This window comes from Micromonospora tulbaghiae, assembly GCF_900091605.1.
GTDB lineage: Bacteria > Actinomycetota > Actinomycetes > Mycobacteriales > Micromonosporaceae > Micromonospora > Micromonospora tulbaghiae.
In genome coordinates, this window is record NZ_FMCQ01000003.1 from 240,668 (window position 1) to 265,566 (window position 24,899).

Below are 24,899 nucleotides of genomic sequence, written 5' to 3' on the forward strand. Positions count from 1 at the left end.
CCCGGCCGGGGAGCCCCCACCCCCGTGCCGGGCCGCCGTCACCGTGTCACTTGACGCCGCAGTCCGGCGCGGACCAGCCCTTCGTGTTCGGCGCCTTGTCCTTGTTGTTCTCCCGCCGCGAGTCCACGTGCGTGTGGTCGTCGTGGTCGGGGTAGCCGGGCCCGTAGATGCCGCTGAAGCCCTGGTCACGGGCGGATCGGGCGACGTCGCAGAGGCTGCGGTGCTTGGCGATCAGGTCGGCCGCGGTGCCGTAGAGGTGCTGGCTGTCCGCGGCGCCGCCGACCTGCCGGTTGCAGGCGATGCTGCGGAACCCGCTGGTCACGTAGAGCGGCTTGTCGCCGAGGCTGCGCCGCAGCGCCTCCAGCTTCCACATGGTGCGCAGCGCGTTCTCCCGGGTGGCCGACGAGGAGAGCGGACCCCCGGCCCACCCGCCCTTGCCGCAGCCGTTGTCCAGCTCGGCGTAGCTGAAGTGCTTGGGCGTGCAGTCGCTGTCCTTCTGCAGGTCGTAGATCTTGGCGAACGTCTGCGGTCCGGCCACGCCGTCGGCGCGCAGCCCGTACGCGGCCTGGAAGCGCTTGACAGCGGCGGCCGTCTCCGGGCCGTACACACCGTCGACCCGGACGATCCCGCCGTACCCGGCCCAGCCGGCCACCCGGATCTGGAGCTGCCGGACCTCGGCGCCGGAGCTTCCCTGGGACAGCGTCCGGTTCCAGGTGTAGCAGCCGTCGGCGTGCGCCGGCGGCGCGGCCACGACTGTCGCCACGGCGGCCCCGGGCAGGGCCAGCGCGAACGCGACCGCCGCCCGCTTCAGGGTGTTGACGCGCACAGAGTCCTCCCGATGTCAGAGCGGAACTGGGATTCGACGGGCACATCGACCGGTACGTCCCGTCTCTCTCACCGTGACAGGTGAGAGGATTCTTCGTGGTGATTAGCCGAAATTGTTCTCACATCGGGCGTTTGCTGGGCATCAGCTGTGAATACTGCCCGTTTGCGTACGTGCCGCCGGGTGTCGCCCGTCGGAGGTGAGCGGTAACGTCTGCTCCCGGACCCGGGCGACGACCTCGACGGGCGGGGAGGTGGGCGTTGGCGCGTGGCGGCGTGTTCTGCGTCGAGGGGCAGTGGCACCGCGACCTCAACGAACGAGGATCCGTCCTGCCCACGCTCGACCTGCTCGAACGGCTCGGCCGGATCCGCTACATCCACAAGGACGCGGCCACCCGCGACGAGCTGTTCTACTTCGTCGACCGGTGGCTGCTCAAGCAGTACGCGGATCACCGGGTGGGCTTCTTCGCCATGCACGGCGAGCCGAGCCGGCTCTGCCTCACCGACTGGGACTCGGTCGAGCTGTCGGACGTGGCCGAGCGGATGGCCGGCCGCTGCGAGGGCCGCCGCCTCTACTTCGGCAGCTGCTCGGTGCTGCGCGCCTCCGACGCCACGCTGCGCGAGTTCCTCGACGTCACCGGCGCGGCGCTGATCTGCGGCTTCACCCGCGAGGTGGACTGGGTCGAGTCGGCCGCCTTCGAGACCGTGCTGCTCGACGTGCTCGCCAACGGCCAGCGGCACAACGCCGCCGAGGTGCGGATGCGCTCGGCGCACTGGGCGCCGCTCGCCGCGTACCTCGGTTTCCGGGTGATCTACGCCAACGGCCGCGCCTGGCGGCCCTCGGCCCGCCCTCGCGTGCCGGAGCAGGTCACCGCGCAGCGGGCGGCCGGGCGTCCGCGCTGAGATCGACCGGCCCGCCTGGTAGAACCGAGGGCATGGCACGCAGCATCGCGAAGAACACCCGGGTCGACCGGGACGCCCTGATCGAGTTCCTCCGCCCCCGCCACCACGTCGTGCTGATGACCACCCGCTCCGACGGGCGCCCGCAGTCCTCCCCGGTGGCCTGCGGCGTGGACGCCGAGGGCCGCCTGGTGATCTCCACCTATCCCGAGCGCGCCAAGGTCGCCAACATCCGCCGCGACCCGCGCGTCTCCGCGTGCGTGCTCTCCGACGACTGGAACGGCCCGTGGGTGCAGGTCGACGGCATGGCCGAGGTGCTCGACCTGCCCGAGGCGCTGGAGCCGCTCGTCGAGTACTTCCGCAGCATCTCCGGCGAGCACCCGGACTGGGACGAGTACCGGTCGGCGATGGTCGCGCAGGGCAAGTCGCTGATCCGCGTCACGATCGAGTCCTGGGGCCCGATCGCCACCGGCGGCTTCCCGGCCCGGCTGGCCGAATGAATCAGTACGCGACGGATCAGTACGCGACGGTGAACCGGGTGTTGCCGAACCGGGGATCCTCGATCTCGTCGACGATCGCCACCGCCAGGTCCTCGTAGGTCAGCACCGAACGGCCCTGCGCGTCGGTCACCGGGTGGTCGGTGCCGGTGCGGTAGTGCCCGGTCCGCTCGCCCGGGTGGAACTCCAGCGGTGGCGGGGAGACGTACGTCCAGGTCACCCCGTCGGCGCTGGTCCGGTAGAACTCCAGCGCCTCGGCCTGGCCGTGCGCCGAGTCCCGGTACTCCTCCGGGAAGTCCGGCTCGTCCAGGTAACGGGTGCCCTTCGGGGTGAGCAGCGTCGAGCCACCGCCGACGTGGATCACCCGGGGCGGGTCCGGCAACTCACGCAGCGTGTCGACCAGAGTCCGCGCGGCGTCGCGCCACAGGTCCCGCTCGCCGCCGCCGATGGCCACCACCAGCACGTCCGCATCCTCGGCCAGTTCGCGTACGCTCCGCGCCGAGGTGGCATCGCCGGTCACAGTGCGTACGCCGGTGGGGAGGTAGCCGACCGCCTCCGGACGCCGCACCGCCGCTGTCACCCGGTGCCCCCGCTCGACCGCCTCGGCGGCGATCCGCGAGCCCGCCGTCCCACCGGCGCCGAACACGACGATGTCGCTCATGCCTCACAGGCTAGGCAGCCCACCGGCGGGCGGCGGGGAGTTCCGCCGAACCGGCTTCAGTCGACGAGCGCCGAGTAGACGAGCTGGCGCAGCTGGCCGCGCAGCGGGTACGTGCTCGACGGCATCAGCTGGGTGAACAGCAGCGCGGTGACCTCCTCCACCGGGTCCACCCAGAACGCGGTGCTGGCCAGGCCGCCCCAGTAGAACTCGCCGACGCTGCTGGGCACGCGCGACGGCACCGGGTCGAGCACCACGGCGAAGCCCAGCCCGAAGCCGATCCCGTCGAGGATCGTCTCGGCGAAGCCCTCCGGCGAGAACGAGGCCAGGTCCCGGTTGCCGGGCAGGTGGTTGCGGGTCATGAAGCGCACCGTGCGGGGACCGAGCAGGCGCACCCCGTCCAGCTCGCCACCGCGCAGCAGGAACTGGGTGAAGCGGTGGTAGTCGGCCGCCGTGGAGACCAGCCCGCCGCCGCCGGAGTGCCAGGTCGGCTCCGCCAGCGCGGCCCGGCCCACCCCGTCGGCGCGTACCGCCTGGCCGGTGGCCGGGTGCGGCGCGTAGAGGGCGGCCAGGCGCTTCGCGTCCGCCGCGTCCACCCACCAGCGGGTGTCGGTCATCCCCAGCGGGCCGAGGATCCGCTCGGCGAAGAACGCGTCCAGCGACTGCCCGGAGATCACCTCGACCAGGCGGCCCAGCACGTCGGTGGAGACGCCGTAGTTCCAGCTCGTGCCGGGCTGGAACAGCAGCGGCAGCCGGGCCAGCCCGGCCGAGGCCGCCGCCAGGTCCGCGCCCGGCGGCACGCCCAGGTCGAAGCCGGCCGCCCGGTACAGGCCGTCGACCACCGAGACCTGGGCGAAGCCGTACGTCAGGCCCGCCGTGTGGGTGAGCAGGTGCCAGATCCGGATCGGCTCGACCGCCGGCACGGTGTACGGCTTGAGCACCGAACCCCGGTCGTAGACGCGTACGTCGGCGAACTCCGGCAGCCAGCGGCTGACCGGGTCGTTCAGCTCGAACCGGCCCTCCTCCCAGAGCATCATCGCCGCGACCGAGGTGATCGGCTTGGTCATCGAGTAGATGCGCCACAGCGTGTCCGGCTCGACCGGCGTGCCGGCCTCCCGGTCGCGCAGCCCGTACGTCGAGGAGTGGGCGACCTCGCCCCGGCGGGTGACGACGATCTGCCAGCCGGCGAGCCGGCCGTCGTCGACGTACCGGGCGAAGTGCTCGTCGATCCGCGCCAGCCGGGCGGGATCGAAACCGACACGGCCGGGGTCGGTGCTCACGGTGACACTCACGACGCGAACCTACCCGCCGGTACCGCGGCCGGGAAGTGTCACTAGGGTCGGTGGCATGCCCGAGCCGGTCGAGGACGTCACCTACCGCCAGGAGGACTGGTACGCCGAGGAGCTGGCCGACCGGCACTTCGTGCGGTGCGAGTTCTTCCACGTCGACCTGACCGAGGCGGTCAGCCGCGGCGCGGTCTTCACCGACTGCGTGTTCGGCAACGTCGCGTTCAACGCCTCCCGGCACACCGACTCGGCGTTCACCAGGTGCTCATTCAGCAAGTGCAACCTGTTCGAGGCCGAGTTCACCGGCTGCAAGCTGGTCGGCAGCACGTTCGACCGCTGCGACCTGCGTCCGCTGCGGGTCGACCGGGGCGACTGGTCCTTCGTCACGCTCGCCGGGGCCGACCTGCGCGGGGCGCGGATCACCGACGTACGCATGCGGGAGGTCGACCTGACCGGCGCCGACCTGACCGGCGCGACGCTGACCGGCGTGGACCTCTCCGGCGCCCAGTTGCACGCCGCCAAGCTGATCCGGGCCGACCTGCGCGGCAGTGACCTCTCCGCGCTCGACCCGACCGCGGTGCAGCGCGCCGACGCGCGGATCGACGCCGAGCAGGCGGTGGTGCTGGCCCAGGCGCTCGGTTTCCAGGTGGGCTGAGCCGTCCGGAAAGACGCCGCGGGTTGTCAGGTTTTCCGGACAGACTCGGGCGCATGACATGGTGGTCCGATCTGGTGGCGGCCGAACCCGAGTTCGCGGCGCGGGTGCGCGCCCGTTTCGCGGTTCGCAAACACGGCACGATGGCGACGGTGCGGCGGGACGGCTCGCCGCGGATCAGCGGCACCGAGTTCGACTTCGGTGACGACGGGCAGCTGCGACTGGGCAGCATGGCCGGTGCGGTCAAAGCGCTCGACCTGCGCCGCGACCCCCGGGTGGCGCTGCACAGCCCGACCGAGGACGCCCCGCCGGACGACCCGTCCACCTGGGACGGGGATGCGAAGATCGCCGGCCGGGCGCACGAGGAGCCGCCCGCCGAGGACGGCTCGCACCGCTTCCGGATCGAGCTGACCGAGGTGGTGCTCACCCGAGTAGGCGACCCACCCGACCACCTCCTGATAGAGAGCTGGCACCCCGACCGAGGCCTACAGCGCCGCCCCCGCCACTGACCCCACCCCGCCAGACCGACCCGACCCGCCGTCCCGCCGGCCCGCCGTCCCGCCGTCCCGCCGTCCCGCCGTCCCGCGTCGATCATGAAGTTAGCGGCATTCGGCGTCCGATTTGTCGCCGCTAACCTCACGATCGACAATGCTGGCGAGGGTGGGTTGCGGTGGGTGCGTCCGCCGCGCCGGGGCTGCGGGAGATCTTGGTACGAAGTGGCCCCTATCGGGGCGTAATTCTTCCAAGATCTCTTCCTCTCAGCGGCTCAGAGCCCTGGGGGTGTGGGAATTGCGGAGGGCTGACGCCTTCTCCAAGATCGCGTTCTGTGCCATTCTCCCTACGGCGAGCCACGGGGCGGGCCGCTCGCCGCCGGTGGCCGAGGGAGGGTCGGTGGCTGAGGACGACGTCGCACGGACCGGGATCCGAGTCGGGGGCTGGCTGCCCACGCCGGACGAACCGGCCGACGCCCCGGAGCGGTCCGCGGGTCCGCGTCGCCTGCCCGGGGACACTGATCCCACCGTGCCCCGGACTGGGACCCCGCGGGACGGGAACCGCCCACCGGCCGACCCGGACGATCCGGTGCCTGCGGGGAACCTGGAGCCGCCCGGTACCGCTGTCTGGCCGCCTCCGCGCAATTTCGGCCCGGCGACTCACGATCTCCCCGCCGCAGGCCCGCTTCCAGCCGACACGTCCGCGCCCGGCCCGTCCGCAGCCGGTGCGTTCGCACCGAACCAGCTCGGCCCCGGTCAGCCCGGCCCCGGTCAGCCCGGCCCCGGTCAGCCCGGCCCCGGTCAGCCCGGCCCCGGTCAGCCCGGCGTCGGTCAGCCCGGCCTCGGCCAGCCCGGCGTCGGTCGGCCTGGACCAGGTCAGCCTGGGGCAGGTCAGCCTGGCCTCGGTCAGCCTGGGCCCGGCCTGCTCGCGCCCGGCACACTCCCGGCTGGTCTCGTCGTGCCGGACTCCCTTGCGGCGGATCCCGTCGCGCCCGGCCCACTTGCGTCGGCCCCGCTCGCCCCGGGCCAGCTCGCCCCGGGCCAGTTCCTTGGCGGGGCATCGCCGCCCGTCGGTCCCGAGCCGCGACCGAGCCCGCCCGGCGGCCGGGTTCCGCTGGTCGGGCCGGCCCCGATCGGCCTGCACCTGTCCGCTCCGTCGCCGGTCCGGGCGGGCGCCGCCCACAAGCCGGCCGAGCCGGCCGACCTCGGGGCGCTGCAGGAGACGGATGCGGAGGCGAGACCGGGCCGGCACTCCGCCCGGGAGAGCGTCCCGGCACGTCTGGCCGATCTGACCGGCGGTCTGACCGGCCTGACCGACGGGCTCGGCGTCCGGCTGCGCTCCGCAGTCCGGGCTGCGAAGACCCGGCTGAGCCGGACGCTCGCCCCGATCGCCGGCCCGCTGCGGCCCTCGCCCGACGCCCCGGCCACGCGGGTCGCCACCGCCCGGGCCCGCCGCCGGCGCCGGCGCGCCGTGCTGGCGGCGGTGGCCGTGACCGGGCTGGTGGCGGCGCTGGCGTACGCGGCCCGGTCACCCGCGCCGCCCTCACCGACCGGGGAAACCGCGCCGGTGGCAGCACCAAGCGAGCAGGCGCCGAACAAGCAAATCCCGAGCGAGCAGGCGCCGGCCGCCGGCGACCCGGTGTCGTCCGGTGGGCCGCTGCTCGATGTGGACCTGGCGCCGTTGCCGGGGTCGTTGTCGCTCACCGCGCTCGGTACGCGGGACTGGCGGCACTGGGGCGGCGGCGGCGCGGACAGCTTCCATCGCAAGGCGAGCGGCACCGGCGAGATCCAGGATCCCGGCGGGGAGCGGCTGGAGCACAACGCGGGCGCCAGCGATCTCCAGTGGACCGACGGCACGCCGACGGCCGGCCAGGAGGGCATCCGGGCGGGGGTCTTCCGGCGCGGCGCCGGGAAGAGCTTCACGCTGGGCGTGGCCGGGAGCGGGGATCTGCGTACGGTCCGGCTGTTCGTCGGCACGTTCTCGGCCGGCGCGCGGCTCGACCTGTCGCTGTCCAGCGGTGGCGATCCCGTCGTCCGCGAGGTGGCCCTCGCCGCGGGCGACCGCTTCTACCAGTACGTCATCTGCTTCCGGGCGGACCCGGGGGAGCGGCTGCTGATCAGGTGGCACGCCCTGACCGTGACCGGCGGGCAGAACGACGGGGTGGCGTTGCAGGCGATCACGGTAAGCTGAGCGGCCGGTCCGGCGAGCGGTCGCCAGGTAACGAACTGGAAACGCCCGTCACTCGACATATGGCGCAAAGAGCCGTCCGGTGACACCGTGAAGCCCGTCACGCACCGGTCGTTTCCGGGCGGTGCCGTGACCGAAGTGGAGGGTGTGGTGGGCCAGGAGGACCGTCCGCGTTCCGGCCCCGGCTCGCACCGGCACGGCTTTCCGCGTACCCGGTCCGCGCTGCGCCGACTGCGCCGCCGGCGTCGGCTGATGCTGGAAGGGCTGGCCGCGATCCTCTGCCTGGCGGCGCTGGCGGTCTACCTCGGCGTCGAACGGCACGACTCGCCGCGCGAGGAGCACGCCCGAGTGCCGGTGGCGCCGCCCGGCCGGGTCGGGCTGCCGAACGAGACCGACGACACCGTGGTCAACCCGGGGTTGCGTCCCCGGCAGCGGCCACCGTCGCCGAGCCCGTCGCCGTCCACTCCGTCGCCTTCACCGACACCCGCGCCGCCGCCGATCGTCGCCGTGACCCGCGCCGAGGTGCCCGCCACCGTCGACCTCACCGCCGCCGGCCCCACCGACTGGGTCCACTGGGGGCTCAACGGCGCCGACCGGACGGTCCGCAAGCGGGGCGGCTCCGGCGAGATCCGCGACGAGGGCGGCCGCGGGCGGCGGGAGAGCTTCAGCAACAACCCCGAGGCGTACGCCTGGCGCGACGGCAACCCGGTCGCGTCGGCGGGCGGCACCATGACCGGCGTCTACACCTGCCACCGGGGCAGCGGGTTCAACCTGGCGGTGGCCGCCGACGGGCGCCAGCGCACGGTACGTCTGTACGCCGGGCTCTGGATGGCCCGTGGCCGCCTCGACGTGCGCGTCTCCGGCGGCGGCCCGGTGACCACGCTGCGGATGGAGGACCCGCACACCGCGCTCACCGCCGAGTTCACCGTCAGGTTCCGCGCTCCGCGCGGCGAGAAGCTGCTGCTGAACTGGACGGTGGAGGAATCACTGGGCGACTGCGGCAACGTCAGCCTCCAGGCGGTGGCGCTGCGCTGAGCGGGGACAGTTTGTCCGTCGCGTACCGGGCCGGGCGTCGTACGTTTCGGTTGTCCCGTCCGACCATCCTCTGTGGAGGCCCGACCGATGACCGGCCCTGCCCCCGTCGCCCCCGCCCGCCCGCGCACCGACTGTGACGTGCTGCGCGAGATCCCGATGCCGCCGTACGTGACGGTCGAGGACGTCCAGTTCGCGGTGCGGGCGGTGGTGGTGCACGCGCCGCGGGCCTGGTCGGGCGGGACCATCTGCCGCAACGACGCCAGCCCGCACCCGTGCCGCCTGCACGTGTGGGGGCGCCGGGTGCTCACGCTGCGCGGACTGCCGTCGACCGAGATCGACGCGCTCGTCGAGCGCGGCGACCCCGCGGCCGACCCGCGTCCGTACCGCCCCGGCGCCTGAGCACCGGGGCGGTAGGGCCGGTCAGCAGAGCGCGGGCTTCACCCAGGAGCACTCCCGCCCCTCCGGTACGCGCGGCGACTCCGGTGCGGCCGGCACGGTCCGCCGGGCGGTCGCCGTTTCCTTCTCGGTGTACGAGGCGAGCGCGATCGCGATCTGGTCCTCCAGCCCCTTCACCGACGAGGTGAGGTAGTTGTTCAGCACGATCGAGAAGGCGAGCAGCCGCCCGTCGGCGTCGGTGACGTAGCCGGAGAGCGCTGATGCGCCGGTCAGGCTGCCGGTCTTGGCGTGCACGTTGTTCGCGGCGGCGGTGCCGCCCATCCGGCTGCGCAGCGTCCCGCCCACGAACCGGTCCGGGTTGCCGGCCACCGGCAGCGCGGCGTACCAGGTGTCGAACCACGGTTCGGCGCGGACCGCCGAGAGCAGCGTGACGAACTGGGCCGGCGGGACGAGGTTGCGCCGGGACAGGCCGGACCCGTCGCGCTGGCGCAGCGTGCCGGTGTCCACTCCGGCGTCGCCCACGTACCCGCTGATCGCGGACAGCCCGGCGGCCCAGGTGCCGGATCCGGAGAGCTGCCGGCCCAGTTCCTTGGTCAGCACCTCGGCGTGACCGTTGTTGGAGAGTTTCAGGAACGGCACCATCAGGTCGGCCAGCGGCATCGAGTCGTGCCGGGCGAGCGGCTTGGCGGTGTCCGGGGTGGCGGTGCCGAGCACGGTCCGGCCGAGCACCCGTACGCCGTGCCGCCGCAGCGCGGAGCGGAACACGTCGGCGGCGTAGCCGGTCGGCTCCCACACGGTCACCCAGTCGCTCTCGGCGGCCTGGCCGACCGCGATCCGGCCGGTCACGACCACCGTGTTGCCGCCGTGCTCACGTTCGAACGAGATGCTCGTCTCGCCGTCGGCGACCGTCTCGGCCCGGTTGTCGATCCGCAACCAGCCGTTGTCCGGGGTCATGGTGATCTTCGGCCGGACACCGGCCCGGGTGCCCGGGGTGGCCTGCACGATCACGGTGCCGGCGTCGTAGTCGGTGTCCGGGGCCACTGTCAGCGCTGACACCTGAGCGGCGTAGTAGTAGGGCTCGTCGTCCCAGGTCCAGTCCGGACCGAGCCGGCCCTTGTCGTACCGGGTGTCGTCGGCGACCAGATCGCCCGCGACCACGCGTACGCCTGCCGCGGCGACCTGCTCGGCGAGCCGGTCGTAGTCGGCGGCGAGGATGGTGGGGTCGCCCCCGCCGCGCAGGTAGAGGTCGCCGGAGAGCATTCCGGCGCGGCGCGACCCGTCGGCGCTCACCTCGGTGGTGAAGCGGTGGCCCGGCCCGAGCAGTTCCATCGCCGCCGCCGAGGTGAGCAGCTTGGTGTTGGAGGCGGGGATGAGCCGCCGGGTGCTGTTGCGGTCGTACAGCGTGCGGCCGGTGGCGGTGTCGACGACGACCACGCCTGCCTGCGCTCCGTCGAGCCGGCTGTCGGAGAGGATCGCGTCGATTGTGGCGTTCAGCCGGGTCTGCGCCGGGGTGGGCGCTTCGGCCGTGGCGGTGGTGGTGCCGGCGGCGGCCGCGGTGGCGACCAGCGCCAGCACCGCGAGTGCCCGGGGAAATAGGCGACGATGCATGGGAAGATGCTGCCACGGAGATTTCCTCCGGAAAAGACTCCGGTGCGAAAGGTTATTTGCGGCCCTGGCGCGGGCGCCGCAACCCTGCGTCGTTCCCGCTCCGAATCGGGGAAAACACCTGTTCACCGAGGAGCGGCGGATCATCGGGTTCCGTTTGACGGATGACCGGGCAGCGGGCACGGTGGGGGTGAGGGCCGTGGCAACCGCCCTGCTTCCAGCGCGGCGAGATCGTGTCTCGCCCGCTTCCGGGTCGCGAGCCGACCGCGTGGGCCGTGTCGCCCGCGGAACCCGACATCCAGCCATGAGGAGTTCAGCCATGCTGACCATGACCGACAACGCCGTCCTGGTGATCCGTGACCTCGCCGCCCAGCAGGACGTCGCCGACGCGGGCGGGCTGCGCATCGCCGCCGACACCGACGCCGGTTCGCTCTCGATCGAGCTGGTGCCGCAGCCGGTGCAGGGCGACCAGGTGGTGGACACCGAGGGCGCGCGCATCTTCCTCGACTCGGACGCGGCCGAACTGCTCAACGACACGTCCGTCGACGCGGTGGTCGACGAGGAGGGCGTGGTGCAGTTCGGCTTCACCGAGAAGGAGTGAGCTCAGCCGGCGCGCTGGTCCGGTTCCGGCCGGATCAGCGCGGCCAGCACGTGCGCCAGATGATGCGACGTGCTCCACGCGATCCAGTTGGCCGGTGAGCCCGCGCCGGCGCCCCGCCGGGCCCGCCGGACGATCTCGTGGTCGCCCCAGGAGAAGCCGGCCCCGGCCGGCGACCAGTGCGGCGCGGCCGTCAGCGTGCGGCACAGGTCGGCGAAGCGCTCGTCGCCCCGCCCACCCCGCCGCGACCAGCGGTAGACCCACCACGCGTCGTCCGCGGCCCAGCGCAGCGTCGGTGTCCGGTCGCCCGGCTCGTCCGCGTCCCGCACCGCGCAGCCCACCCCGTAGTCGCCGTACCCGACGCCCAGGTCGGCCAGACGCCGCCAGAGCGACCAGTCGTAGCGGTCCACCCGGACCGGTTCGTCCGCCGGCAGCCGGGACAGGGCCGGTGGCATCCCGCCGGCCGCCGTCGTCACCGAACGCCAGGCGTGCCGCCGGGCCCACTGCGCCGCACGCCGGATCCGCGGCTCGGCCAGCCGGACGTCGGCCTGGCAGCACACGTCCCCGGCGTCCAGCAGCAGGTCGCACTGCTCGGGCAGCAGACCCGTCACCCGCCACACCCGTTCCGCCGCCGCCGTGGCCGCGTCCGGTCCGGCCCGGTCCGGGCCGAGGCGCAACCTGACGACCGCGTGGTGCGCCCAGGCCCGGGCCGCCGCGCCGTGCGCGGCCAGCCGCCGGTCGCTGTCCGCGAGACCGATCACCGGCACCAGCGGTACGCCCCAGCGGACCGGATCGTGTTCGCCGGCCTCCGGCAGCGCCGACACGTCGACGGCGGGCAGCATCCCGGCGGGCAGCCGGGCCAGGGAGTCCACGATGGAGGGCGCGTCCGCCGGAACGTCGAGGACCGGTGCGAGCAGCGCGGCGGAGGCGTCGTCGAGCCGGGTCAGCGCCTCCAGCTCCCCGCGCCGTGCGGCCAGCACCGGACGGTAGACCGTCGGTCGACCTCGGAGCGGCTGCACCATACTTCAATGTAGCCAGACGGTCGCGCTGCGTCATGGTTTCCGGTCGGCTCCGGTGTGACGAGCGGTGCCGGGACGGTCGGCGGACCCGGCGGCGAATCGGCGATCCGGCTGACGTTTCCGCAGGTCAGAGCCGTCCACTGTCCTTGATCGGACACTTCTGCGGCTGGTTGCCGGGCCGACATAGCGTCGGAATCATCGAGGGTGATCGCCGACGATCGCCCGGAAGCGTACGAACGCCTCCGGCCGGCGTACCGGCGGGAGAGAGGATCACCATGCCCAGCCGTAGAGCAAGGAGGGAGACCACCGGCCAGCCGATCCCGAGCATGCGGGAGGCCGCGCGCGCCGACACCGAGATCAATTCGTGTTCGCCGGTCGGGCTGCCGGCCACCGCGCGCATGCTGTTCGCCGTGGTCGACGCCGACGGGAAGCTGGTCCGCGGCCTCGGCGCCACCTCGGCCACCCGGCTCGCCGCCGGGATGTACCAGGTCGCGTTCGACCAGGACGTGGCCGGAGCGGCGTACGTCGGGACGGTCGGCCCCGCGACTGCCGACGGGCTGGCCCCGCAGGGTGTCATCACGGTGGCGCCGCGCTCGGGGATCGCCAACGCGGTGTTCGTCGAGACGCACGGCACGAGCGGGCACGTGGACCGGCCCTTTCACCTGGCCGTGCTCGCCTGACCGGACGCGCAGACGAGCGCACGGCGCCGCACGACCTCCCGGTCGTAACGTCGCCGCGCTCCGGCCGTCTCCCGCCACCGCAGCCGTACGGCGGTACGCCGGCGGGGACCTGGCTCGACCGGCCCAGCAACGCACCGGTCTTGTCGGGAGCACATGCCCCTTCCGAGGGGATCCAAACCGGCTCGGCGTGGGAATTCCACCATCTGCGACTCCCGGCGTGGCGGGCGCGCGAACGGGGTATGAGCGGACCATGGAGCATTTCACGATCGCGACCGTCGCCGAGAAGAGTCCCGACTTCCGCCGCGTGCTCTGGACCGGGGAGCACACCCAGCTGGTCATCATGACCATTCCGCCGGGCGGCGAGATCGGCGAGGAGGTCCACGAGGGCATCGACCAGATCCTCACGTTCGTCAGCGGCACCGGCGAGGCGCGGGTGGCCGGGGAGAAGAAGGAGGTCGTCTCCGGCGACCTGGTGGTCGTGCCGTCCGGCACGAAGCACAACTTCGTCAACACCGGGCCGAACCCGCTGGTGCTCTACACGGTCTACGGCCCGCCGGAGCACGCCGACGGCGCGGTGCACAAGACGAAGGAGGAGGCGGACGCCGCCGAGGAGGCGGGCGAGGACGAGCCGCCCACCTCCTGACCGCCGGTCTCGAGCGGGGCGCCGCGACCTCAGGTCACACGGGCGCCCCGCTGTGCACCAGCCCTGGATACTTGACGCCTGCGCCGGTGTTGAGCACCACCACGCGCTCACCGGGCCGGATCCACCCGCCCGCGCGCAGGTGCCGGGCAGCGGTCAGGCAGGCCGCGCCCTCCGGGCAGAGCAGCAGCCCTTCCCGGGCGGCGAAGTCGCGCAGGTCGGTGAGGATCTCCGCGTCGTCCACAGCGATCGCGGTGCCGGCGCTGTCCCGCAGCGCGGACAGGATCAGCTCGTCGCCGAGCGGGGCGGGCACCGTGATGCCGAACGCGACGGTACGCGCGCCCTCCCACGGGGTGACGCGATCCTCGCCGGCCGCGAACGCCCGCACGACCGGCGCGCACCCGGTGGACTGCACCGCGACCAGCCGGGGCAGCCGGTCCTCCACCCAGCCCAGCTCGCGCAGCTCGTGCAGCGCCTTGTGGATGCCGATCAGCCCGACGCCCCCGCCGGTGGGATAGACGATCACGTCGGGCACCTGCCAGCCGAGCTGCTCGACGATCTCGTACCCCATGGTCTTCTTGCCCTCCAGGCGGTACGGCTCGCGTAGCGTGCCGGCGTCGAAGATCCCGCCGTCCGACCCGGCGATCAGCGCCGCGATGTCCCGGCCCGCGTCGTTGATCAGACCGTCGATCAGCCGCAGGTCGGCGCCGGCGGCCAGGCACTCCTCGCGGCAGATCGTCGGCGCGGCCAGCGGCATGGCGATGGTCGCGCCCATCCCGGCCCGCGCCGCGTACGTGGCCCAGGCCGCGCCGGCGTTGCCGTTCGTGGGCATGGCGATCCGCTTCACGCCCAGCTCCCGGGCCCGGCTCACGCCCACCGACGCCCCGCGCGCCTTGAACGATCCGGTCGGGGTGAGCCCCTCGTCCTTGACGATCAGGTCCACGATGCCGATCTCGTGCCCGTACGCGGGCGCGCGCCACATCGGCGTCCAGCCCTCGCCCAGCGTGGTGACGAACCGGGGATCGGCCACCGGCAGCAGCTCCCGGTAGCGCCACAGGTCGGCCGGGCGCAGCCCGAACTGCTCCGGGGCGACGGTGGAGGCCACCGCGGCGAGGTCGTAGCGGGCCAGCAGCGGGGAGCCGCAGCCGCACAGGTTCTGCAACACGTCGGCCGGGTGTTCACGGCCGCAGCGCGGGCACTCCAGGTGCGTCAGGTGCACGGTGGTCCTCAGCTCGCGTCGATGCTCAGCCAGTGCCGGCTGCGCCGGCCCGGCTCGTACGGGGAGTCGAGGCGTTTCGCCACCACTCCCGGGAGCCCCTGCTCACGGGCGGCCCGCAGGGCGTCCGCACCGACTCCCGGGAACCACGGCGGAGTCTGCCAGTGCGGGCCGGTGAGCGCCAGACCGTCGAGCAGGTCACGGCGTTGCGCGTACGGCACGTCGAGGCTGGACACGCCCTCCAGCCAGAGCAGGTCGACGGCGAGGAACTGCCCGTCGCGCCGGGTCGGCGGGCGGACCCGCCCGGCCGGGTCGATCCGTACCAGCACGCCGTCGAGCACCGCCTCGGCCGGAGCGAGCGCCTCGGCCATCGCCCGCGCCCACGGGTACTCACCGGTGACCTCCGCGTCGTCGCCGTCGAGCAGCCGCAGCCGGCCACCCGACACGTACGCCATCGCGCGCACGCCCGCCCAGCGCAGCTCGTACCCCCAGGAGGCGGCGTCGCGCGGAAGCCGCCCGCCCTCGGCGGGCCGCATCGGGCGGACCAGCTCGGGCATCGGCGTCCAGCCCTCCGGCGCCGGGTCGGTGCGCCTGATCATCCAGTCCCGGCCCCGCCCTCCGGTGGCGAACAGGACGTACCGGCCCTTCGTGCGCTCGCCGTCGAGCACCACGATCACCTCGTCGTCGCGCCACTTCTCCGCGCGGTAGGTGCCGGTGTCGTGCACGATCATCCGCCCGCCGCCGTACTCCCCGGCGGGGATCTCCCCGGAGAACGTCAGGTACTCCATCGGGTGGTCCTCGGTGTGCACGGCCAGGTGGTTGCGGCCCGGGTCGCGGGGCAGGCCGCGCGGCACCGCCCAGGAGGCCAGCACGCCGTCGTGCTCCAGCCGCAGGTCCCAGTGCAGGCTCCGGGCGTGGTGCTGCTGGATGACGAAGCGGGGCGCGCGCCGCGCGGACCGCTTCCGCCCGGAAGCCCGCTCGGGCACCGGTTCCGGGGTACGCGCGGCGTCCCGTTTCCGCCGGTACTCCTCCAGCCGGTCCGCCACCCCCGCATCCTCCCCCAGACCCGCCGTGCGCGCCGGGATGCCGGTGTGTGTGCGATGAACCGGGGTAGAACGGGGGACATGGACAGCGACCAGCCCACCCTCCCGCTCACCGGCGACGTCCGGATCCCGCTGCTCGGCTTCGGCACGTGGCAGGCCACCGGCGAGGCCGGGTTCAAGGCGGTGCTCGCCGCGCTGGACGCCGGCTACCGGCACATCGACACGGCCACCATGTACGGCAACGAGAAGGAGGTCGGGCAGGCGGTCAAGGAGAGCGGGCTGCGCCGCGAGGACGTCTTCATCACCACCAAGCTGCCGCCGGACCGGGTGGGCCGGGAGCGGGAGACCATCGAGGCCAGCCTGGCCGCGCTGGACACCGACTACGTCGACCTGTGGCTGGTGCACTGGCCGCCGTCCGCGCCCGGCGACAGCATCCCGGTGTGGCGGGAGATGCTCGCCGCGCGGGACGAGAACATGGCGCGCACGGTCGGGGTGAGCAACTACTCGATCGGCCAGATCGACGAGCTGATCCAGGCCACCGAGGAGACGCCGGCGGTCAACCAGATCCGCTGGAGCCCGTCGCTGTACGACAGGCAGACGTACGCCGCCCACCGGGACCGGGGCGTGGCGCTGGAGGGGTACAGCCCGTTCAAGACCAGCGACCTGTCCGACCCGGTGCTGGTCCGGATCGCCCAGGCGCACGACGTGTCGCCGGCCCAGGTGGTGCTGCGCTGGCACATCGACCACGAGACCGTGGTCATCCCGAAGTCGGTCACGCCGGAGCGCATCCGCGCCAACGTCGACGTGTTCGGGTTCTCGCTCACCGCCGAGGAGATGCGCGACATCGACACCCTCGCCGGCTGAGGCGTACACGGACAGGGGGCGCGATCCGCAGCGGACCGCGCCCCCTGTCGTGTGCGGTGGTCAGCCCCGGGCGCAGGCGGAGCCGTTGAGCGTGAAGCTGCTCGGCGCGGAGTAGCTGCCGTTCAGCGTCGCCTGGTAGCCGAAGCTGGTCGACGCCCCGGGCGCCAGCGTGCCGTTGTAGCCGGCGTTGCGGGCGGTCACCGCCGAACCGCTCTGGCTCACCGTGGCGTTCCACGCGTTGGTGACGGTCTGCCCGGAGGGCAGGTTGTAGTTCAGCGTCCAGCCGTTGATGGTGCCGGAGCCGGTGTTCTTGACCGTCACGTCGGCGGTGAAGCCGTTGTTCCAGACGTTCGCCGCCTTGTAGGTGACGGTGCACGACGCGCCGCCCGAGGGCGGGGGCGTGGTCGGTGCCGACGTGGTCGGCGGCGGGTTGGAGCCGGTGTTGACGGTCTGCGAGAACGAGTTCACCGCCAGGCCGACGCCACCCTGCCACGGCTCGAACCCGGCCTGGATGCTGGTCAGGTACCAGTCGTTGGTGATCGCGCCCCGGTTACGGGTGTCGTTGATGAACGCCATCGCGTCGAAGCTGAAGCTGGGGATGGCCGACGGCGCCACGTACGAGATGACGTTGTTGGAGCCGTTGCTGCCGCGCCAGACCTCCCAGGTGCGGCCCGCGATGCTGGCGTTGCCGACCACCGAGCCGATGGGCTGGATCGAGCCCTGCCGGTTGAGCCAGATCATGATCTCCATCTGGTTCACGCCGTCGCGCTTCGGCGACGGGTCAAGCCAGATGTCGTACGCGGCGTCGTAGATCGCGCCGCTCACGTAGTTGTAGCTGATGCTGGCCGGCGCGCTGCTGATGTTCTTCACCTGCACCGGCAGGTTCGTGCCGGGCGAGCAGTTGGTGTAGTGGCAGCCCACGAAGATCGACGGGTAGGAGACCGGCGCACCGTTCGTCGGCGCGGAGCCGTCCGCGCGGGTGATCGAGAAGCCGGTCGAGGTGACGTTGATGCACTGCTGGGCACTGGTGCCCCAGCGGTTGTTCTGCACCACGTACTTGCCGCCGATCGTGGTCGAGCCGTACTGCTCGCAGATCTGGGTGTCGGCGGAGGCGGTGCCGCCGAGCGCGACGGCGACGAGGGTGCCGGCGGCCAGCAGTCCGGCTGCCGCGAGGGCCCTGAGTGGACGCTTCATGATGCTCCTTGGCTCGGCGCGGGGACGGCGCCGGTTCGGTCGGTGATACGGGCGGGAGCGCTCCCACGATGCAAGGAATACATTTACATGTCTCGAATCATTGCGCAAATGCGCCGGGCTCGTTAACGCTCCGCGTCCGGCTCGTGGCGCGAGAGGTCACGGCGGCCGCCCCCTTCCCCCAGATGGAGGCGGGATTCCTGCCGGTGGGACGGGGTGCGCCGCCGACCGGTGGCCGGTGCCAGGGCGCACGGGCACTTCCGCCGCCTGGTTGCGGCGAGTAATGTCTTGCCTCCAACGCGTTCCGATCCCCCTCCGGAGGCGTACCCCGTGATGGGTGGTTCCCCCCTGCGCATCCTCGTCGTCGGCGCGGGCATCGCCGGCCTCGCCGTGGCCCGGGCGCTGCGCCTGGCGGGGTTCCGGCCCGACGTCACCGAGCGGCTGCCACCCACCGAAACGATCGACTCCGGCCTCTACCTGCCGGGCAACGCCGCCCGGGCGATGCGCCGGCTCGACCTCGACGGGCCACTGCGCCCGCTCGGCCAGGTGATCCACCGGCAGCGCTTCCTCGACGCCGCCGGAGCGCCACTGTGCGACGTCGACCTCGACGCGCTCTGGGCCGGGGTGGGGGAGTGCCGGGCGCTGCCCCGGACCGAACTGCACCGGGTGCTGCTCACCGGTGCCGGCGGCGCGGTGCGCCACGGCGCCGAGGTGAGCACCGTCGACCTGCTGCCCGACCGGGTCGCCGTCGGCTTCACCGACGGCACCGGCGGCGAGTACGACCTGGTCGTCGGCGCCGACGGGCCCCGCTCGGCGGTACGGACCCTCGCCGCGCTCGGCGGACCACCGCGCCCCGCCGGGCAGGTGGTCTACCGCGCGCTGGTGCGCGGCGGCCCCCGGATCGCGGACTGGACGGCACTGCTCGGCCAGCGGGCCGGGTTCCTGGTCGTGCCGCTCGGCGCCGGGAGGCTCTACTGCTATGCCGACGAGGCCGGCACCGAACTGCCCGCCGACCCGCTCGCCCGCCTGCACGAACTGTTCGGCTCCTACGGCGGGCCGGTGCCCGAGGTGCTGGCCGCGCTGGAGACCGTGTGCGTGGAGCGCACCGAGGAGGTCGAGCTGGGGCGCTGGTTCCACGGCCGGGTGCTGCTCGTCGGTGATGCCGCTCACGCCACCGCCCCGACGCTGTCCCAGGGCGCGGCCATGGCGCTGGAGGACGCCGTCGTGCTCGCGGAGTCGCTGCGGGCCGCCGGCAGCGTCGACGCCGCGCTGATCGCGTACGAGAGTCGTCGCCGGCCGCGTACCCGCTGGGTGCGGGACCGGACCCGCGACCGCAACCGCACCCGCGACGTGCCGCCGGCGCTGCGCGACCCGTTGTTGCGCGGACGCGGCGGGCGGATCTTCCGGGAGCACTACCGGCTCCTCACCGGCCCGCTCTAGCGGGCCGGTGATCGTAGCCGCCCACCCCACGCGGCGGGGCCACCTACCGGGGACTATCCTCCTTGCGGATGACGGCTGCGCCGATGACCAGCGCGCCGAGCGGGACAACCAGAACCGGAGGCCACTCGTGACCACCGTCGCACCCAAGCCGGTCGTGACCCGGCCCTGGCCGGTCCGCGAGCCGGTCAAGGGGTCGGCCATCGCGCGGCTGCTGCGCACCACGGACGCGAAGCAGATCGGGATCATGTACATGGTCACCGCGTTCGTGTTCTTCATGATCGGTGGCCTGATGGCCCTGATCATGCGCGCCGAACTCGCGCGACCGGGCCTGCAGTTCCTGTCGCCCGAGCAGTACAACCAGCTCTTCACGATGCACGGCACGATCATGCTGCTGTTCTTCGCGACGCCGATCGTGTTCGCCTTCGCGAACTACGTGGTGCCGCTGCAGATCGGCGCGCCGGACGTGTCGTTCCCCCGCCTCAACGCGTTCGCCTACTGGCTGTACCTGTTCGGCGGCACGCTCGCCACCGCGGGCTTCATCGCTCCGGGTGGCGCGGCCGACTTCGGCTGGACCGCCTACACGCCGCTGAGCACCGCCGACCACGCCCCGGGCGTGGGCGCCAACATGTGGGTCGTCGGCCTGGCCATCTCCGGTCTGGGCACGATCCTCGGCGCGGTCAACCTGATCACCACGATCCTGACCCTGCGCGCGCCCGGCATGACCATGTTCCGGATGCCGATCTTCACCTGGAACATGCTGGTCACCAGCCTGCTGGCCATCCTGGTCTTCCCGCTGCTGGCCGCCGCGCTGTTCGCGCTCGCCGCGGACCGCCTGATGGGCGCCCACGTGTACGACCCCGCGACCGGCGGCCCGATGCTGTGGCAGCACCTGTTCTGGTTCTTCGGTCACCCCGAGGTGTACATCATCGCGCTGCCGTTCTTCGGCATCATCAGCGAGATCATCCCGGTGTTCTCCCGGAAGCCGATCTTCGGCTACAAGGGCCTGGTGGCCGCCACCATCGCCATCGCCGCCCTGTCGATGAGCGTCTGGGCGCACCACATGTTCGCCACCGGTCAGGTGCTGCTGCCGTTCTTCAGCTTCCTGAGCTACCTGATCGCGGTGCCCACCGGTATGAAGTTCTTCAACTGGATCGGCACCATGTGGCGGGGCCAGATCACCTTCGAGACGCCGATGCTGTTCTCGATCGGCTTCCTGGTGACCTTCCTCTTCGGTGGTCTCACCGGTGTGCTGCTGGCCAGCCCGCCGCTCGACTTCCACCTGCACGACTCGTACTTCGTGGTGGCGCACTTCCACTACGTGCTCTTCGGCACCATCGTGTTCGCCGTCTTCGCCGGCATCTACTTCTGGTTCCCGAAGATGTTCGGCCGGATGCTCGACGAGCGGCTCGGCAAGATTCACTTCTGGCTCACCATGATCGGCTTCCACACCACGTTCCTGGTGCAGCACTGGCTGGGCAACGAGGGCATGCCGCGCCGGTACGCCGACTACCAGGCCGCCGACGGCTTCACCACGCTGAACACGATCTCCACGATCGGCGCGTTCATCACCGGTATCTCGACGCTGCCGTTCATCTGGAACTGCTGGAAGTCGTACAAGACCGGCCCGGTCGTCGAGGTCGACGACCCGTGGGGTCACGGCAACTCGCTCGAGTGGGCCACCAGCTCCCCGCCGCCGCTGCGCAACTTCGACCGCATGCCGCGCATCCGCTCCGAGCGGCCGGCGTTCGACGCGAAGTTCCCCGAGCTGGCCGCCGGGCAGAGCCTGGCCGGTCCGCCCGAGGGTGGTGCCAAGCCGCTGACCAGCGAGGTCAACGGTGGCGCCAGCTACCAGGAGGACACCGCAGGCAACCTCGACCAGCGCTAGCACCACCGCACCGCCACGTCGAGACGGGCGCCGCACCCCTAACCAGGGGCGCGGCGCCCGCCCCTTTCCCCGCCCTCCCTCCCGGCTGCCCCACCCCCCACCCCCGCTCCCCTCCGGGTTGATCATGAAGTTAGCGGCGCTCGGCGTCCGATTTATCCCCGCTAACTTCATGATCAACGGGCCAGTCCGGGCCGGGCCAGTCCGGGCGGGCAGGGCCAGTTCGGGCGGGCCGGGTGAGTTCAGCGCCGCGCGCTGCGGCCCGTGATCAAGGAGTTTGTGGCAGTTCACCGGGCCGGCGCGGACACAAACTCCTTGATCACCCTCGGGAGCCCCGCCTGTGCACTGTGCGTTGAACGGTCATCACGGCGTTGAGAGCGGTTCGCCGCGCCGGCGGGGGCACGAACTCCTTGATCACGCCTGGCGCGCCCGCCCGAGCCCCGCCCTGATAGCGGTGATCAAGGAGTTTGTGGCCGTTGGCCGCGCTGGCGGGGACACAAACTCCTTGATCACGCCCGGGACCGGCCCGAGTGCCCTGCCATGCCCAGTGATCAAGGGGTTTGGGGCGGTTCACGCCGCTGATGGGACGCGAACTCCTTGGTCAACTCCGGGAGGGGTGGAGGGGAGGGCTACGAGGGGGCGGGGGCCAGGTCGGGTTCCGGAGTCGGGGTGGGGACCGGAGTGCGGCGGTGGCGCAGCTCGATCGGGAGCACCGCCAGCGCCACCAGCGCGCCGATCGCGCCCGTGACCACGAAGCCCCACACCGGTGCCGTCGCGTCGATCACCGCGCCGGCCAGCGGTGCGCCGAGCGCGATGCCCACCGTCACCGCGGAGCCGTGCAGGCCCATGGCCAGGCCCCGGACCGAGGGCGGGGCCAGCCGGCTGACCGCGTCGGAGGTGGACGCGAGGGTGGGGGCGCAGAGCGCACCGGCCGGGATCAGCGCGAGACAGAGCAGCCACCAGTGCGACCCGCCCAGCCCGACCGGGATGGTGGCGAGGCTCAGCGCCGCCATCAGCGCCAGCGGGGAGAACGAGCGGCGTACCGCGCCGTAGGCGAAGCCGCCCATCAGTGAGGCGACCGCCCAGGCGGCCAGCACGGCGCCGGTCCAGCCGATCTCGCCTCCGGCGCGGAGCACGGCGACCACTGCGACGTCGGTGCCGCCGAGCACCAGCGTGCCGGCGAGGCTGACCGCCAGCACGGCGAGCAGACGCGGGGTGAGCCATTCGCGGCGGTGCACCGGGCGTTGCGGCCCGGCCTGCTCGTCGGCGGCTCGCACCGGCGGGTTGAGCAGCCAGAAGCAGATGCCGGAGCCGACGATCCCGGCGCCGACCGCCCAGAGCGTCAGGCGCGGCGTGACGGCGGTGGCCAGGGCGACGGCGAGCGCCGGGCCGACCATGAACGACAGCTCCATCGCGATCGAGTCCAGCGCGTATGCGGGCCGGCGCTTCTCCACCGGCACGAGCGCGGCGATCGACTGGCGGATCATCGAGAAGATGGGCAGGGCGAGCAGCCCGGCGAGGAACGCGGCGGGCAGCAGCACCGGGTACGGCAGTGTGGGCGCGGCGGACCAGAACAGCGCCTCGGCGACGGTGGTGAGCACCAGCACCGGCCGGAGCCCACGGCGGTCGATGAGCCGCCCGAGCAGCGGGGCGCCGACCGCCGCGCCGATCGTGGACGCGGCGCCGACCAGGCCGGCGGCGCCGTAGCCGCGGCCCAGGTCGAGCACCACGTAGAAGGTGAGCGTCACCCCGGTGGCGGTCAGCGGCACGCGGGCCAGCACCGACACCAGCAGCAACGATCGGAGACCGGGCAGCGCGAGCGCTTCCCGGTAAGGCTTCAGATTCACGACGGACCGTACCTCCGGCGCCATCCTGGGGCCGGGGTACGACACCCGCAACCGATTACCCGGTCAAGCGGTCCTGATCACAGGCTCGCCCGCCATGGTCACCCCGGCGCCGTCGAGCGCCCGCAGCGCCACGTCGAGCGTGTCCGGCGCGACCGCGGCGGTCAGGTCCAGCAGCACCGTGGTCCGGAAGCCCTCCCGGGCGGCGTCCAGGGCGGTCGCGCGCACGCAGTGGTCGGTGGCGATGCCGACCACGTCGACCCGGTCCACGTCGTGCCGGCGCAGCCAGTCGGCCAGGCACTCGCCGTCGGGGGCGTGCCCCTCGAAACCGGAGTACGCGGCCGCGTGCTCGCCCTTGTGGAAGATCGTCTCCACGCGGTCGGTGGCCAGCTCGGGGTGGAACTCGGAACCGGAGGTGCCGACCACGCAGTGCCGGGGCCAGGAGTCGACGTAGTCCGGCGGGTCGCCGAAGTGCGCCCCCGGGTCGACGTGGTAGTCCTTCGTCGCGACGACGTGGTCCCACCGGTCCGGCTCGGCGGCGAGCAGCCGGGAGATGCCGGCGGCCACGCCGGCCCCGCCGCCGACCGCGAGGGAGCCGCCCTCGCAGAAGTCGTTCTGCACGTCCACGATGATCAGGGCGTTCGCCATCTGACGGGTTCCTCCTCAGCTCGCGGGTACGACGGTCACCGGTACGGCCGGATCTCCGGCGGAGAGCTTGAGCCCTTCCCACGGGATGGAGATCAGGCACTGGCGCAGGTGGTCCCGGGACTCCTCCAGCGTGGGCAGCGTCTCCGGCTCGCCCGACACCACGTACGAGTGCTGGAGCAGCCGGTCGTTGGGCTGCCGGTCCGGCACGCCCTGCGGCACGATGACCTCCTCGGTGGCGGTGCCGGTCGGCTTGTGCCGGCGGACCGCGACCTTCCGGCCGCCGATGGTGGCCTTGTGCTCGGAACGCTTGACCACCGGCCGCCCCTCCACCTCGACCAGCTTGTAGACCAGGCCGGCGGTGGGCGCCCCGGAGCCGGTCACGACCGCGGTGCCGGCGCCGTACATGTCGACCGGTTCGGCGGCGAGCGCGGCGATGGCGTACTCGTCGAGGTCGCCGGAGACGATGATCTTCGTCTCGGTGGCGCCGAGCGAGTCGAGCAGCTCGCGGGACTGCTGGGCGATCACCGCGAGGTCGCCGGAGTCGATCCGGACCGCCCGCAGCTCGGGCCCGGCCACCGCGATGGCGTTGCGAATGCCCTGGGCGATGTCGTACGTGTCGACGAGCAGCGTGGTGTCCTTGCCGAGCGTGGCGACCTGGGAGGCGAACGCGGTCCGCTCGTCGTCGTGCAGCAGCGTGAAGGCGTGGGCGGCGGTGCCCGCGGTGGGGATGCCGTAGCGCTGGCCGGCGGCCAGGTTGGAGGTGAACCGGAACCCGGCCAGGTAAGCGGCCCGCGCCGCCGCGACGGCGGCCTCCTCGTGCGCCCGGCGGGAACCCATCTCGATCAGCGCCCGGCCGCGGGCCGCGGTGACCATCCGGGCCGCCGCGGCGGCGACCGCGCAGTCGTGGTTGAGCACCGACAGCACCAGCGTCTCCAGCACCACGCACTCGGCGAACGTGCCGGACACGGTGAGGATCGGGGAGCCGGGGAAGAACAGTTCGCCCTCGGCGTAGCCGTCGATGTCGCCGGTGAAGCGGTAGTCGGCCAGCCACTGCGCGGCCCGGTCGTCCACCACACCGGTGCGGCGCAGGAAGTCGATCTCCGCCGGGTCGAACCGGAAGTCGCGGATCATCTCGATCAGCCGGCCGGTCCCGGCGACCACGCCGTACCGGCGCCCGGTCGGCAGCCGCCGGCTGAACACCTCGAAGACGCAGCGTCGGTCGGCCGTGCCGTCATGCAGGGCCGCGCTGACCATGGTCAGCTCGTAGTGGTCGGTCAGCAGCGCGGGGCGAAGGGTGCTCACCG

The 24,899-nt window shown here is 72.8% G+C and carries 24 protein-coding genes; 13 read left to right on the forward strand and 11 right to left on the reverse strand.

The window, feature by feature from the left end; all coding sequences use genetic code 11:
• Positions 1-46 precede the first annotated feature (46 nt).
• The gene (locus GA0070562_RS10035) at positions 47-826 is read right to left on the reverse strand and encodes a D-Ala-D-Ala carboxypeptidase family metallohydrolase (protein WP_091419011.1); all 780 of its coding nucleotides are present in this window, start codon (positions 824-826) and stop codon (positions 47-49) included.
• Between the two features lie 257 nt (positions 827-1,083).
• On the opposite strand from GA0070562_RS10035, the gene GA0070562_RS10040 reads away from it, so the two are divergent.
• The gene (locus GA0070562_RS10040; protein ID WP_091419014.1) at positions 1,084-1,725 is read left to right on the forward strand and encodes a DUF6642 family protein; all 642 of its coding nucleotides are present in this window, start codon (positions 1,084-1,086) and stop codon (positions 1,723-1,725) included.
• Between the two features lie 32 nt (positions 1,726-1,757).
• Positions 1,758-2,222, forward strand: coding sequence for a PPOX class F420-dependent oxidoreductase (locus tag GA0070562_RS10045; RefSeq protein WP_091419017.1), 465 nt, complete (start codon positions 1,758-1,760; stop codon positions 2,220-2,222).
• A 16-nt stretch (positions 2,223-2,238) separates the two neighbouring features.
• On the opposite strand, the gene GA0070562_RS10050 is transcribed toward GA0070562_RS10045, so the two are convergent.
• A complete protein-coding gene (locus GA0070562_RS10050; protein WP_091419019.1) occupies positions 2,239-2,880 on the reverse strand; it encodes an NAD(P)-dependent oxidoreductase in 642 nt (213 codons plus the stop codon).
• Positions 2,881-2,936: 56 nt separating this feature from the next.
• A complete protein-coding gene (locus GA0070562_RS10055) occupies positions 2,937-4,169 on the reverse strand; it encodes a serine hydrolase domain-containing protein (protein WP_091419022.1) in 1,233 nt (410 codons plus the stop codon).
• Positions 4,170-4,224: 55 nt separating this feature from the next.
• Between GA0070562_RS10055 and GA0070562_RS10060 the strand changes: the two genes are divergently transcribed.
• The 5 genes from GA0070562_RS10060 (at position 4,225) to GA0070562_RS10080 (ending at position 8,928) form a co-directional block, all read left to right on the forward strand.
• The gene (locus GA0070562_RS10060) at positions 4,225-4,818 is read left to right on the forward strand and encodes a pentapeptide repeat-containing protein (RefSeq protein WP_091419024.1); all 594 of its coding nucleotides are present in this window, start codon (positions 4,225-4,227) and stop codon (positions 4,816-4,818) included.
• 53 nt (positions 4,819-4,871) lie between these two features.
• The gene (locus tag GA0070562_RS10065) at positions 4,872-5,324 is read left to right on the forward strand and encodes a pyridoxamine 5'-phosphate oxidase family protein (RefSeq protein ID WP_091419026.1); all 453 of its coding nucleotides are present in this window, start codon (positions 4,872-4,874) and stop codon (positions 5,322-5,324) included.
• Between the two features lie 940 nt (positions 5,325-6,264).
• Positions 6,265-7,497 (forward strand): hypothetical protein, encoded by a 1,233-nt coding sequence (locus GA0070562_RS10070; RefSeq protein ID WP_217493421.1) that lies wholly within the window; start codon positions 6,265-6,267, stop codon positions 7,495-7,497.
• A 126-nt stretch (positions 7,498-7,623) separates the two neighbouring features.
• Positions 7,624-8,529, forward strand: a complete 906-nt coding sequence (locus tag GA0070562_RS10075; protein WP_225853454.1) for a hypothetical protein — start codon at positions 7,624-7,626, stop codon at positions 8,527-8,529.
• Between the two features lie 87 nt (positions 8,530-8,616).
• Complete coding sequence (locus GA0070562_RS10080; protein ID WP_091419028.1) at positions 8,617-8,928, forward strand: hypothetical protein; 312 nt, start codon at positions 8,617-8,619, stop codon at positions 8,926-8,928.
• Between the two features lie 21 nt (positions 8,929-8,949).
• Here GA0070562_RS10080 and dacB read toward each other — a convergent pair whose 3' ends face one another.
• Positions 8,950-10,533, reverse strand: a complete 1,584-nt coding sequence (gene dacB / locus GA0070562_RS10085) for a D-alanyl-D-alanine carboxypeptidase/D-alanyl-D-alanine endopeptidase (RefSeq protein ID WP_091419031.1) — start codon at positions 10,531-10,533, stop codon at positions 8,950-8,952.
• Between the two features lie 316 nt (positions 10,534-10,849).
• On the opposite strand from dacB, the gene GA0070562_RS10090 reads away from it, so the two are divergent.
• Entirely contained in the window at positions 10,850-11,131 is a 282-nt protein-coding gene (locus GA0070562_RS10090; protein ID WP_047894073.1) for an iron-sulfur cluster biosynthesis family protein, read from the forward strand.
• Between the two features lie 2 nt (positions 11,132-11,133).
• Here GA0070562_RS10090 and GA0070562_RS10095 read toward each other — a convergent pair whose 3' ends face one another.
• Positions 11,134-12,150: a beta family protein gene (locus GA0070562_RS10095; RefSeq protein WP_225853420.1), complete on the reverse strand. Its 1,017-nt coding sequence runs from the start codon at positions 12,148-12,150 to the stop codon at positions 11,134-11,136.
• Between the two features lie 272 nt (positions 12,151-12,422).
• Here GA0070562_RS10095 and GA0070562_RS10100 point away from each other — a divergent pair, with 272 nt between their 5' ends.
• Together GA0070562_RS10100 and GA0070562_RS10105 are read left to right on the forward strand one after the other, a co-directional pair.
• A complete protein-coding gene (locus GA0070562_RS10100; protein WP_091419033.1) occupies positions 12,423-12,827 on the forward strand; it encodes a hypothetical protein in 405 nt (134 codons plus the stop codon).
• A 250-nt stretch (positions 12,828-13,077) separates the two neighbouring features.
• Entirely contained in the window at positions 13,078-13,470 is a 393-nt protein-coding gene (locus GA0070562_RS10105; RefSeq protein WP_091419035.1) for a cupin domain-containing protein, read from the forward strand.
• Positions 13,471-13,504: 34 nt separating this feature from the next.
• On the opposite strand, the gene GA0070562_RS10110 is transcribed toward GA0070562_RS10105, so the two are convergent.
• Together GA0070562_RS10110 and GA0070562_RS10115 are read right to left on the reverse strand one after the other, a co-directional pair.
• Complete coding sequence (locus tag GA0070562_RS10110) at positions 13,505-14,686, reverse strand: threonine synthase (protein WP_091419037.1); 1,182 nt, start codon at positions 14,684-14,686, stop codon at positions 13,505-13,507.
• An 8-nt stretch (positions 14,687-14,694) separates the two neighbouring features.
• Positions 14,695-15,729, reverse strand: coding sequence for a DNA polymerase ligase N-terminal domain-containing protein (locus tag GA0070562_RS10115; RefSeq protein ID WP_091419039.1), 1,035 nt, complete (start codon positions 15,727-15,729; stop codon positions 14,695-14,697).
• 78 nt (positions 15,730-15,807) lie between these two features.
• On the opposite strand from GA0070562_RS10115, the gene GA0070562_RS10120 reads away from it, so the two are divergent.
• Positions 15,808-16,590: an aldo/keto reductase gene (locus GA0070562_RS10120; RefSeq protein WP_091419042.1), complete on the forward strand. Its 783-nt coding sequence runs from the start codon at positions 15,808-15,810 to the stop codon at positions 16,588-16,590.
• Between the two features lie 60 nt (positions 16,591-16,650).
• On the opposite strand, the gene GA0070562_RS10125 is transcribed toward GA0070562_RS10120, so the two are convergent.
• Entirely contained in the window at positions 16,651-17,784 is a 1,134-nt protein-coding gene (locus GA0070562_RS10125; RefSeq protein WP_091419044.1) for a glycoside hydrolase family 12 protein, read from the reverse strand.
• A gap of 330 nt (positions 17,785-18,114) precedes the next feature.
• Here GA0070562_RS10125 and GA0070562_RS10130 point away from each other — a divergent pair, with 330 nt between their 5' ends.
• Complete coding sequence (locus GA0070562_RS10130; RefSeq protein WP_091419047.1) at positions 18,115-19,221, forward strand: FAD-dependent monooxygenase; 1,107 nt, start codon at positions 18,115-18,117, stop codon at positions 19,219-19,221.
• A 127-nt stretch (positions 19,222-19,348) separates the two neighbouring features.
• Positions 19,349-21,106 (forward strand): aa3-type cytochrome oxidase subunit I, encoded by a 1,758-nt coding sequence (gene ctaD, locus GA0070562_RS10135; protein WP_013284349.1) that lies wholly within the window; start codon positions 19,349-19,351, stop codon positions 21,104-21,106.
• A 626-nt stretch (positions 21,107-21,732) separates the two neighbouring features.
• Here the strand turns inward: ctaD and GA0070562_RS10140 are convergent.
• Genes GA0070562_RS10140 through GA0070562_RS10150 form a run of 3 tightly spaced genes read right to left on the reverse strand, consistent with a single transcriptional unit; the run spans position 21,733 to position 24,897 of the window.
• Positions 21,733-22,974, reverse strand: a complete 1,242-nt coding sequence (locus GA0070562_RS10140; RefSeq protein ID WP_091419049.1) for an MFS transporter — start codon at positions 22,972-22,974, stop codon at positions 21,733-21,735.
• A 39-nt stretch (positions 22,975-23,013) separates the two neighbouring features.
• Positions 23,014-23,595 carry an isochorismatase family protein gene (locus tag GA0070562_RS10145; RefSeq protein WP_091419051.1) on the reverse strand — a complete coding sequence of 194 codons (582 nt, stop codon included), beginning with the start codon at positions 23,593-23,595 and terminating at the stop codon, positions 23,014-23,016.
• 15 nt (positions 23,596-23,610) lie between these two features.
• Complete coding sequence (locus tag GA0070562_RS10150) at positions 23,611-24,897, reverse strand: nicotinate phosphoribosyltransferase (RefSeq protein WP_091419054.1); 1,287 nt, start codon at positions 24,895-24,897, stop codon at positions 23,611-23,613.
• Positions 24,898-24,899 lie beyond the last annotated feature (2 nt).